Raw genomic sequence first — 10,520 nt, 5'->3', positions numbered from 1 at the left:
TCACCGAAGCCGCGCACGCCCTTGAGCGCGCCGAAGTAGTGGTCGAAGGACCGGTTCTCCTGCATAAGGACGACGATGTGCTCGACGTCCTCGATGGTGCCGGTGCGGCGGGCGGCGGGGATCGCGGCGGCCCGCGCGATGCTGCCGGTGAGCGCGGCCGCGCCGGCGGTGGCGCCCGCGATCTGCAGGAAGCGACGGCGGTTGAGTTCAGGCATGGGTGGGGGGACCTCTGCGGGAGTAGGGGCACTTGTTTGGACAAGTCAAGTGGAGTGCCCGAAGAGGGGCCAGGTCAAGAGGACGGTAGGTGTCACTTGTGTGACCAGTGGGCCAAGCTGTGGCTCAAGCTGTGAGTCGTCAGGCTGTGGGTCAGGGCGCGGGGCGAGCTGTGCGTCGAGCTGATGGGTCGAGGTCAACCGGCAAGGTGCAGTGCGGAGTCCGCGACGGAGATCCGGACCGTCTGCCCCCAGGTGAGGTCGAGCGCGTCCCCCTCCATGCCGTCCCCGAACGCGACGAGCCGCTCCGACTCCACGGTGAGGCACAGGGCTTCGGACGGGCCGAGCACACCCTCGACCTGCGCGGTCCCGGTGACGGGCGAGGGCCACGCCTCCCGTACGAACCACGCGAGCCGCCGCTCCGTCGGCCCCGGCAGGCCGAGCCCGCTGCCGCGCTGCAGCCACAGCGAACGCAGCCAGCCCGAGGCGCCGGTGCCGGTCCCGACGAGCACACCGGACGACGCCTGCGCCTCACCGCCCAGGCGGTAGCGGGCGGTCTGGTGGCCGGGCGGGCCGAGGTACACCTCGTTGAGCGCGAGCAGCCGCTGCGTGTCGTCCGCGACCGCGGCGACCATCGTCAGGGCGTCCACGGCGGCCCGCCCGGTGGCCGCCGCGGGCAGCAACTTGGCGGCGTCGGCGGCCCGGTGGCGTACGAGCACGCCGGGGTTGCGCCCCGGATCGGTGTCGATGCCGACGACCGGCTGCCCGTCGAGGTACTTCGCCGCGTTGGCCACCAGACCGTCCTGGCCGACGACCACCACGACATCCTCGGGCGCGAACAGGAATCGGTCCAGGTCGGCCCGCTCCACCCGGGCCTGCCGCCAGGTCGACGGCACCGCGGCCGCCACCTCGGCGAGCGACCGCAGCGTCCGGTGGTGGCGCTCGGCGACCTCGGCGATGTCCCGGCCGCGCGAGCCGAGGAAGTACGCGGCCTGCCCGTGCGTGCCGTGCCGGGCGAGCAACTCCTCGTACTCGGTGGTGCGGTGGACCAGGACGGCGCGCGGCGCGAGACTCATCGCCGCTCACCCCGCGTGCCCGTACCCGCACCGGGGCCGCCGTGGCCGAGCCGCTCCAGGAAGCCCGTCAGGACGTCCGGCGAGATCGTCAGGCTGTCGATACGCGGCAGGTTCTCCGCGAGCCGGCCCGCGTTGAGCGCGCTGAGCGTGGCCGCGTCCACCTCGGAGTGCGCGCGCAGCCAGGCGCTCTGCGCGTGCGCCCGCGCGTCACCGACCTCGCGGGCCGCGGCGGCCTCCGCCTCGGCGAGCCGTACCGTGCGGGCGGCCTCGGCGGCGGCGCGCACCTTGTCGGCGGCGGCGTTCTCCTCGGCCTCACGGCGCGCGTTGGTGCCGTGCTGCTCCACCAACTGCTCCTCCCTGCGGGCCAGTTCGATCTTGCTGGCCAGTTCGTTCTCGGCGATGGCACGCTCCCGCTCCACCGCGACGGCCCGCCGCTCGTACGTGGCCCGGTCCGCCTCCTGCTGGATCTCCTCCCGCGCCGGGGTGCGCAGCGCGCGCTCCACCTCGGCCTCCGGGCGGATCGCGACCACCCGTACCGCGACGAGCTCGATGCCGGTGGCGGGCAGTCGCGGTTCCCGGCCGAGCCCGCCGGTGATCCGCTCGCGCACCGCGGCGACCCCGTCGACCAGGGCCGCGGACAGGGTGGTGCGGGCGAGCACGTCGAGGGCGTGCTGCTGCGCCGTCTCGGTCAGCAGGGTGGCCAACTGCTCGAGGGGCGCGCCGCGCCACTGGCCGGTGTCGGGGTCCACGGAGAAGTCGAGCCGCCCGGCCGCGGCGGCCGGGTCGCTGATCCGGTACGTGACGGTGGCCTGCACGGTGACGTCCTGGAAGTCAGAGGTCCGCGCGTGGAACGTCATCTCCAACTCCCGGTCGTTGACGGGCACTTCGGAGAGCGCGGCGGTCAATGAGCGGTACCAGAAGCTCAGTCCGGTCCCGTCGTGCGCGAGCTGTCCGCCCCGGTGGTGCCGGATGTGCGCGGTCGGCGCCGAACGCAGGTGCCGCCAGCCGAAGCGGCGGGTGATGTCGGCCATGGGATCCCCGATCGTCGTGGCGGGCGCCGGTGACCGTCCCGCCGAACTATTGGTCAGATAGACCATAAAGAAACGCAGGGGTTTTCGTCAAGAAGACGACATGAGGGTGTGCGGCCCGGTGCTAGGTACACGTGTTCCGTCCCGGCTACGTATACGGACCCGAGCCGCACTGCCGGATTTCGGTATACGGAGTAACGCCCCAGAGGCGCTGACCGGCCGCACGAGCAGGCACGATGGTCCGGTACGGCACGCGTCGGTCGGCTGACTTGTCGGTGAGTCAGCCGGCCGTTCCGTGCCCGAGCGCGGCCCTCCCTCGTCCCCCCGTCGGGGGAGGGCCATTCGCGCCATGCCCGGCGGCGGCCTGCCGGGCATGGCGCCGCCGGTGGCCGTCGCGCGAACGGCGAACAACAGCGCGACGGCCACCGTGGCGGTACGGCGGCGCCATCGCGCTTGCTGCGTACGCCAGTTGGTTGGCCGTACCATCTGTTCTCGGTATGGACACCGTCACCCTGTGGGAACTGGCCGCCCTCGCCGTGGCCTCGGCGCTCGTCGGCTTCTCGAAGACCGCCGTGAGCGGGGCCAACACGGTCAGCCTCGCGATCTTCGCGGCCGTGCTGCCCGCGCGTGAGTCGACCGGAGTGCTGCTGCCCATCCTCATCGCGGGCGACGTACTCGCCGTGCTCACCTACCGGCGGCACGCACACTGGCCAACGCTGTGGCGGCTGTTCCCGGCCGTCGCGTTCGGTGTGGTCTTCGGCGTCGTCTTCATGATGTGGGCCGACGACCGGGCCGTACGCACATCCATCGGCGCGATCCTATTGCTCATGGCGGCGGTCACCATGGCCCGGCGGCGCGCGGCGGGCCGGGACGCGAAGAACGGCGACCGCGGCGCGGAACCCCCCTCGTTGCGGTCCCGCGCGGGACGGGTCAAGGCCCGCTCGTACGGCGTGCTCGGCGGGTTCACCACCATGGTCGCCAACGCGGGCGGCCCCGTGCTCTCCCTCTACCTGCTCTCCGCGGGCTTCCGGAAACTGGGCTTCCTGGGCACGTCGGCCTGGTTCTTCCTCATCGTCAACAGCTTCAAGGTGCCCTTCAGCGTGGGCCTCGGCCTGATCGACGCGCGCTCCCTGCTGCTCGACGCCGCGATGGTCCTCTTCGTCCTGCCGGGCGCGTACCTCGGCAAGCTCTGCGTGGACCGGATCGACCAACGGGTATTCGAACGCCTCGTGATCGGCGCGACGATTCTCGGCGGGCTGCAACTGCTGCTCCGCTGACGGGTGTTCACCGAGAGCCCCGCTCCCAGGCCCGCGCGGTCTCCCGCGCCGTCGTCTCAAGGGCCGTCAGGGTGCGGGCGATCACCGGCTGCCCCGCGCTCCCTCGCCGTACGCACGCCACCAGGCTCCGGGTCGGCGTGTGCCGCCCGGCCAGCGGAACGCGCCGCACCAACAGCCCGGCGGGCAGCGGCGCGAGCCGGGGCAGCAGGCAGATGCCGTGGCCGCTGCCCACGAGGGCGGCGACCGCGTACCAGTCGACCGCCCCGTGGGCCAGACGCGGCGTGAACCCGGCGCTCGCGGCGGCGTGCAGGAGCAGCGGATGCTGGTCGGCAAGGTCACCGGCCCGGATCCAGGTCTCCGCCGCGGCCTCCGTCAGCTCCACCTCGTCCCGGCTGGCGAAGGCGTGGCCGTCGGCGACGAGCAGGTCAAGGGGCTCCGTGAGCAGCGGCCACCGCTCCACCCGCGCCTCGTCCGGCAGCGGGTCGCCGGGTGCGGGGATGACCACAGCGATGTCGGTGCGGTCGGTGAGCAGCAGCGACGACCGGTCCTCGCCCGGGTCCTCGGTCAACTGGCAGGTGATATCCGGGACTTCGGTACGCAACGCGCGCAGGGCCGGGGCCACGAGCGCGGCCAGGGCGCTCCCGACGGCCGACACCCGGACGTGCCCGGCGGCGCCCGAACGGTGCCGGTCGAGCGCCGCCTCGGCCTCCTCCCACCGCGCGTGCAGCCCGTCCGCATACGCGACCAGGGTCAGCGCGGCGGGCGTGAGCCGCACTCGGCGCCCCTCGGGCCGCAGCAGCTCCACGTCCAGTTCGGCGGCGAGCAGGCGCAACTGCTGGGACACCGTCGACGGCGTCAGATGCAGCGCCGCGGCGGTGGCCGTGACGGTGCCCTGGGCGTGCAGGACGCGCAAGGTGTGCAGGCGGGGGTCGATCATGCGGCTCCTGTGAACGGTACGGTGCGGAAATCGTCGATGGATTCCCTTGGCCCGGCGGCCCAAGAATGGGTTCGCCCCGATCGGCCCCCATCACCCGGCATCACCCGGCATCACCCGGCGGAATCAAGGGAATTCAGCATGTACGAATCCGTGCTCGCCGGCCTGTGGGCCGGATATGGACTCGCCGTTCCGGTCGGCGCGGTCGCGGTCCTCATGGTGAACATGACGGCGCGTACCTCCTTCCGTACCGGCTTCGCCGCCGCCCTGGGCGCGTCCACGGCCGACGCGCTGTACGCGGTGGCCGCGGTCCTGGGCGGCGCCGCGCTCGCCGTGACGGTGCGCCCGTACGCCGGAGCGCTGCGCTGGGTGGCCTTCGCCGTCCTGGCCGCGTTGGCGGTACGCGTCGGCCGCACCGCGTTTCGCACACGTACGGGGAAACGGGCCGAAGTGCCGCCGCTCGAACGGGAGTTGAAACCACTGCGTTCCTATCTCCTCTTCTTCGGCCTCACCGCGTTGAACCCGTGGCCCGCCCTCTATTTCGTGGCGCTCATTCTCGGCCGGCAGGCACAGGAACGTACGACGTCGGCCGAGGACCTCGCCTACGTGGCGGCCATCGTGCTGGCGTCGGCGAGCTGGCAGATCCTCCTCGCGGCCGGCGGCGCGGTGTTCGGCCGGGCGCTGACGGGCCCGCGCGGACAGTCCGTGACAGCCCTGGTGTCCAGTGGCCTGATCCTTGCCCTGGGTGCGGGGACGGTGCTCGGTGGGTAGCGGCTACGATCCACGCCATGAGCGCATCTGATCAAGAGCGGGACGAGCGGGGTACGGCCACGCCGGACGAGAACACCGCAGGTGAGAGTGGTGAGACGCCCGAACCCGCGGAGCCGGATGAAGCCGCCGCCCCGCTGGACGGCGAGGAGGAGCCGGAGCGGTCCGGGCTCGCCCCGTGGCAGGCGCGCCGCCTCCGCATAGCCGCCGCGTCCGTGCTCATGGTCGCCGCCGCCGCGGTGCTCGCCGTCCGCCTGGCGAGCCGGTCCTCCGTCCTCGTCGTCGGCGTGTACGGGCTGCTGCTCATCCTCTGCGGCATCGTCATCGAGCTGAGCCGCCGCGGCCGCACCCGGCTCGGCAGCTGGGTCCTCGGTGCGGGCCTGGTCGCCGCCCTCGCCGCGGACTGGGTGCTGCTGCCCTGACCGGCCGCTGCCAGGGACCGGGGCACCGGGTCACCGTGCCGACGTGCCGCCGCCCTCGGACCGGCCGAAGGCGCCGTGCCTGCCCTCCCCGGACGCGAAACGCGCCGCGCCTTCCAGCGACTTCTCCAACACGCCTGCCCCGTAGCGCAGTTCGCCCCGCATCGCCTCCGCTTCCGACCGCCCCTCCTGGTCGAGGACCGAGGCCCGGTCGCTGCGCAGGCAGTCCTGCGGGAAGCGGGCCAGCTCGGCCGCGAGCGCCTCGGCCGCCGCGCGTGCCTCGCCCGGGGGCACGAGCCGGTTCGCGAGCCCCATCTCGTACGCCTCACGGGCGGGCACCGGGCGGCCGGTGAGGATCAGGTCCAGAGCGCGGCTCGTCCCGATCAGCCGGGGCAGCCGGACCGTACCGCCGTCGATCAGGGGCACGCCCCAGCGCCGGCAGAACACCCCGAAGACCGCGTCCTCCTCCGCCACCCGCAGGTCGCACCAGAGCGCCAACTCGAGCCCGCCCGCGACCGCGTGCCCGCTCACCGCCGCGATCACCGGTTTGCTCAGCCGCAGCCGGCTCGGACCCATCGGGCCGTCACCGTCCTCCGCGACCCGGTTGCCGCGCTCCGTACCGACGGCCTTCAGGTCGGCGCCCGCGCAGAACGTCCCGCCCGCACCCCACAGCACGGCCACGGACGCCTCCGGGTCGGCGTCGAACTCCCGGAAGGCATCGGCCAGTTGAACGGCGGTCGCGCCGTCCACGGCGTTGCGGGCCTCGGGCCGGGACAGGATCACGGTGGTGACGGCACCGGTGCGCTCGGTCCGTACGGCGGCCGCGCCGGGCGCGGTCTCGGATGACATCGACGGGTCAACTCCCTTATGAGGGGCGGGTATTCAGGCGGTGGGCCGGTCGATCGCAGCCCCGGCCGGCATCGTAGACGTGTCGGTGACTTCTTCCTTCGTGGCCACTTCACACAATCCCTTGACCTCAACATTGCTTGAGGTCCTACCGTCCTCTCCATGAGCATGGAAACCACCGCCTGGACCCAACTGCACAGCGTGATGACCGCGCAGCAGGACAAACGACCCTTCGCCCGCGCCACCCTGCGCCGCATCGGCGCCTTCGCACGGCCGCACCGGCGCCGTATCACGCAGTTCGTGCTGCTGAGCGTCGTCACCGCGCTGCTCGCCGTGGCGACGCCGGTACTCGCGGGGGATGTCGTCGACGCCATCGTGGGAGGCGCCGAACCCGGACGCGTGGTGCGGCTCGCGGTGCTCATCGCCCTGATCGCCGTCGCCGAGGCCGGGCTCGGGATCCTCAACCGCTGGCTCTCCGCCTGCCTCGGCGAGGACCTGATCCTCAACCTGCGCACCACGGTCTTCGACCATGTGCAGCGCATGCCCGTCGCGTTCTTCACCCGCACCAGAACCGGCGCCCTAGTCAGCCGCCTCAACAACGACGTCATCGGGGCGCAGCGGGCCTTCTCCAACACCCTGTCCGGCGTCGTCGCCAACTTCGCCACGCTGCTGCTCACCTTGGGCGTGATGCTCACCCTGTCCTGGCAGATCACCCTGCTCGCCCTGGTGCTGCTGCCCGTCTTCGTCGTGCCAGCCCGCCGCATGGGCAGCCGCATGGCCCGGCTCCAGCGGGAGGCCGCCGGCCACAACGCCGCCATGGGCACCCGCATGACGGAGCGGTTCTCGGCGCCCGGCGCCACCCTGGTCAAGCTGTTCGGGCGGCCCGGCGCCGAGTCCGAGGAGTTCGCCGCCCGCGCCGGTCGTGTGCGTGACATCGGCGTACGTACGGCCATGGCGCAGTCCGTGTTCATCACCGCGCTCACCCTGGTCTCGGCCCTCGCGCTGGCCCTGGTCTACGGACTCGGCGGCTGGTTCGCCCTGCGCGGCTCCCTCGAACCGGGTGCGGTCGTCGCCCTCGCCATGCTCCTGACCAGGCTCTACGCGCCGCTGACCGCACTCGCCGGGGCCCGCGTCGAGGTGATGAGCGCCCTCGTCAGCTTCGAGCGGGTCTTCGAGGTGCTCGACCTCAAGCCGCTGATCGAGGAGAAGCCCGACGCCCGCGCCGTGCCCGAAGGGCCCGCCGCCGTGGAGTTCGACGACGTCCGCTTCGGCTACCCGGCCGCCGACAAGGTCTCCCTCGCCTCCCTCGAAGAGGTCGCCACCCTCGACACCCGCGGCGGCGCCGAAGTCCTGCGCGGCATCTCCTTCCGCGCCGAACCCGGCCAGACCGTCGCCCTCGTCGGCTCGTCCGGCGCCGGCAAGTCGACCATCGCCCAACTCGTGCCGCGGCTCTACGACACCGTCTCCGGTGTCGTACGTCTCGGGGGCGTGGACGTAAAGGAGTTGAGCGCCGCATCGGTACGCGCCACCCTCGGCATGGTCACCCAGGACGGGCACCTCTTCCACGAGTCGGTCCGCGCCAACCTGCTGCTCGCCCGGCCCGGCGCGAGCGAGGACGAGGTGTGGGAGGCGCTGCGCAGGGCCCGCCTCGACGAGCTGATCGCGTCCCTGCCCGACGGCCTCGACACCGTCGTCGGTGAGCGCGGCTACCGGCTCTCCGGCGGCGAACGCCAGCGCCTGACCATCGCCCGGCTGCTGCTCGCCCGCCAGCGCGTGGTGATCCTCGACGAGGCCACCGCCCACCTGGACAACACCTCCGAGGCCGCCGTCCAGGAAGCCCTCGGCGAGGCTCTGGCCGGCCGCACCGCCGTCGTCATCGCCCACCGCCTTTCCACGGTGCGCGCCGCCGACCTCATCCTCGTCGTCGAGGACGGCCGGATCGTCGAACGCGGACGGCACGAGGAACTCCTCGCCGCCGACGGCCGGTACGCGGAACTCCACCGGACCCAGTTCGCCGAGCAGGAGCCCACGGGGCGGACCACGGGGCAGCCTGAACTCCCGTCCGACAAGGTGCTGTTGACGTCCCCGGACCAGTCCCAGGACCAGTCCGACTCGGTGGTCCCGCAGGGGTGAACCCTCAGACCGGGTTGCCGCCGAACCCGATCTCGTTGCCGTCCGGATCACGGAACGTCGCCTTGCGCACCCCGTTCTTGTACGTCTCCATGACAGCCGGGGTGAGACCGCGTTCCGCCATCGCGGCGAGGCGGTCGTCGAAGTCGGCCACGAACACCGTGTGCAGGGCGTGCCCCGCGCGGTCCGGCAGCACCTCGATGTACAGCGAGCGGTTCGCGGCGAGCTGCCAGACGGCCTCGACGTCGTTCGGGTAGAACGTGGCCGGGCCGCCGAGCAGCCGCTCGTACCAGTCGAGGGACTTCGCGTAGTCGGAGACCGGGATACCGGCGAACAGGGCGAGTTCCATGCCGACCATCGTAGGGAGCGCGTCCGCGTCCCGCCCGGCCGAAGGGGGCCGGGCCGGACGCGGACGGCGCGGGCGGGAGACTGGCCCGATGAACGACGCACCCCCGCACGCACACCCCGCGCACCTGGCCCTGCTGCACACCTCGCCCGTACACGTCCCCGTCTTCGACCGGCTCAGGGACGAGAGCCACCCCGGCCTCGCCCTGCGCCACCTCGTCCACGAGCCGCTGCTCGACCGGGCCAGGGCCGAAGGGCCGGACGCGGTCGCCGCGGACGTACGGGCGCTGCTCGCGGGGGCCGCCGCCGACGGGGCGCGGGCCGTGCTCTGCACCTGCTCCACCCTGGGCGCCGTCGCCGAGGCGCAGGCCGGTCCCGCCGGGGTGACGGTGCTGCGGGTCGACCGGCCGATGGCGGCCGCGGCCGTCGCGGTGGGCCCGCGGATCACCGTCGTCGCCGCGCTCGCCAGCACGCTCGGGCCGACGGCCGCGCTGATCGAGGAGGAGGCGGTACGCGCCGGCCGCCCCGTCGACGTGCGCACCACGCTCGTGCCCGGCGCCTGGGAGCGGTTCGAGGCGGGGGACCGGGACGGGTTCCTCGCCGCAGTGGCGCAGGCCGTGGACGCGGTCACCGGGGCCGACGCGGTCGTGCTCGCGCAGGCGTCCATGGCCGGTGCCGCCGACCGGGCCGCGACCCGCCTGCCGGTCCTCGCGAGCCCGCGCCTCGGGCTCCGCGCGGCGGCCGGGCTCGCCGCCGGACTCGTCGCCGGGGCGGAGCCGGTCGAGGGAACAGACGGCGGGGGTAAGGGCGTTGAGAGAGTAGAGGCCGGCGCCGAAGGCCGATGAGTCTCCGAAGAGTTGAGGAGGTGCGCGGATGAGCCAGGACGACATCGTGATCAGCCCCACCGGCTGGGTCGCCGAACAGGCCAGGCGGTACGCCGAGTCGGGCGGCACCCGGGGCGCGACCATCCAGGGCGCGCCCTGCCTGCTGCTCGACTACCGCGGCCGCCGCACCGGTCAGTGGCGGCGTACGGTCCTGATCTACGGCACGGACGGCGACGACTACTTGATCGTCGCCTCGTACGGCGGCGCGGAACAGCACCCGAAGTGGTATCTGAACCTGCTCGACGAACCCGATGTGCGGCTGCAGGTCGGCGCGGAGCGGTTCGCCGCCCACGCGCAGCCGCTCACGCCCGAGGAGAAGGCCCGCGTCTGGCCCGGCCTGGTCGAGCTGTTCGCGCCGTACGCGGAGTACCAGAAGAAGACCTCGCGGGACATTCCCGTGGTGCGGCTGCGGCGCGTGGCGGCGGACTGAGCGGTCACGCTCTGTTGCTGTTGCGCGGCGGGTCCGTGGCGCCGAGGGTGGCTTGTGGTGCCCGGATCCGCACGCGTGGACCCGCCGCACGCGGGAACGCGTGCACCGAGGAGGAGTTCCCCATGACGCACCCGATCCCCGACCCCGTCCCACCGGGACCCACGCCCGGTC

General features: G+C 73.1%; 12 protein-coding genes. 6 read left to right on the top strand and 6 right to left on the bottom strand.

Annotation, left to right across the window (positions count from 1 at the left end; all coding sequences use genetic code 11):
- The 3 genes from GUY60_RS27035 to GUY60_RS27025 form a co-directional block, all read right to left on the bottom strand.
- Positions 1-215: alkaline phosphatase family protein (locus tag GUY60_RS27035; protein ID WP_187370134.1), on the bottom strand; the 215-nt coding region annotated here is incomplete at its 3' end.
- A 194-nt stretch (positions 216-409) separates the two neighbouring features.
- Positions 410-1,288: a hypothetical protein gene (locus tag GUY60_RS27030; RefSeq protein ID WP_161702376.1), complete on the bottom strand. Its 879-nt coding sequence runs from the start codon at positions 1,286-1,288 to the stop codon at positions 410-412.
- The gene (locus GUY60_RS27025; protein ID WP_161702374.1) at positions 1,285-2,319 is read right to left on the bottom strand and encodes an SPFH domain-containing protein; all 1,035 of its coding nucleotides are present in this window, start codon (positions 2,317-2,319) and stop codon (positions 1,285-1,287) included. Before GUY60_RS27025 ends, GUY60_RS27030 begins: the two co-directional genes overlap by 4 nt.
- A 494-nt stretch (positions 2,320-2,813) precedes the next feature.
- On the opposite strand from GUY60_RS27025, the gene GUY60_RS27020 reads away from it, so the two are divergent.
- A complete protein-coding gene (locus GUY60_RS27020; protein ID WP_161702372.1) occupies positions 2,814-3,593 on the top strand; it encodes a sulfite exporter TauE/SafE family protein in 780 nt (259 codons plus the stop codon).
- A 7-nt stretch (positions 3,594-3,600) separates the two neighbouring features.
- Here GUY60_RS27020 and GUY60_RS27015 read toward each other — a convergent pair whose 3' ends face one another.
- Complete coding sequence (locus GUY60_RS27015; RefSeq protein WP_161702370.1) at positions 3,601-4,530, bottom strand: LysR family transcriptional regulator; 930 nt, start codon at positions 4,528-4,530, stop codon at positions 3,601-3,603.
- A 138-nt stretch (positions 4,531-4,668) separates the two neighbouring features.
- On the opposite strand from GUY60_RS27015, the gene GUY60_RS27010 reads away from it, so the two are divergent.
- Both GUY60_RS27010 and GUY60_RS27005 read left to right on the top strand, forming a co-directional pair.
- Entirely contained in the window at positions 4,669-5,298 is a 630-nt protein-coding gene (locus GUY60_RS27010) for a LysE family transporter (protein ID WP_161702368.1), read from the top strand.
- Between the two features lie 17 nt (positions 5,299-5,315).
- Positions 5,316-5,717 carry a hypothetical protein gene (locus tag GUY60_RS27005; RefSeq protein WP_161702366.1) on the top strand — a complete coding sequence of 134 codons (402 nt, stop codon included), beginning with the start codon at positions 5,316-5,318 and terminating at the stop codon, positions 5,715-5,717.
- Positions 5,718-5,747: 30 nt separating this feature from the next.
- Here GUY60_RS27005 and GUY60_RS27000 read toward each other — a convergent pair whose 3' ends face one another.
- Positions 5,748-6,563, bottom strand: a complete 816-nt coding sequence (locus tag GUY60_RS27000; RefSeq protein WP_161702364.1) for a crotonase/enoyl-CoA hydratase family protein — start codon at positions 6,561-6,563, stop codon at positions 5,748-5,750.
- A gap of 159 nt (positions 6,564-6,722) precedes the next feature.
- Here GUY60_RS27000 and GUY60_RS26995 point away from each other — a divergent pair, with 159 nt between their 5' ends.
- Positions 6,723-8,693 (top strand): ABC transporter ATP-binding protein, encoded by a 1,971-nt coding sequence (locus tag GUY60_RS26995; RefSeq protein WP_161702362.1) that lies wholly within the window; start codon positions 6,723-6,725, stop codon positions 8,691-8,693.
- Between the two features lie 4 nt (positions 8,694-8,697).
- Here GUY60_RS26995 and GUY60_RS26990 read toward each other — a convergent pair whose 3' ends face one another.
- Entirely contained in the window at positions 8,698-9,039 is a 342-nt protein-coding gene (locus tag GUY60_RS26990; RefSeq protein ID WP_161702360.1) for a VOC family protein, read from the bottom strand.
- Positions 9,040-9,127: 88 nt separating this feature from the next.
- On the opposite strand from GUY60_RS26990, the gene GUY60_RS26985 reads away from it, so the two are divergent.
- Complete coding sequence (locus tag GUY60_RS26985; RefSeq protein ID WP_223178739.1) at positions 9,128-9,880, top strand: aspartate/glutamate racemase family protein; 753 nt, start codon at positions 9,128-9,130, stop codon at positions 9,878-9,880.
- Positions 9,881-9,908: 28 nt separating this feature from the next.
- Positions 9,909-10,349 carry a nitroreductase family deazaflavin-dependent oxidoreductase gene (locus tag GUY60_RS26980; RefSeq protein WP_161702358.1) on the top strand — a complete coding sequence of 147 codons (441 nt, stop codon included), beginning with the start codon at positions 9,909-9,911 and terminating at the stop codon, positions 10,347-10,349.
- Positions 10,350-10,520: the final 171 nt, after the last annotated feature.

This window comes from Streptomyces boluensis, assembly GCF_009908195.1.
Lineage (GTDB): Bacteria > Actinomycetota > Actinomycetes > Streptomycetales > Streptomycetaceae > Streptomyces > Streptomyces boluensis.
This window is presented reverse-complemented; position numbering and strand designations above follow the sequence as displayed.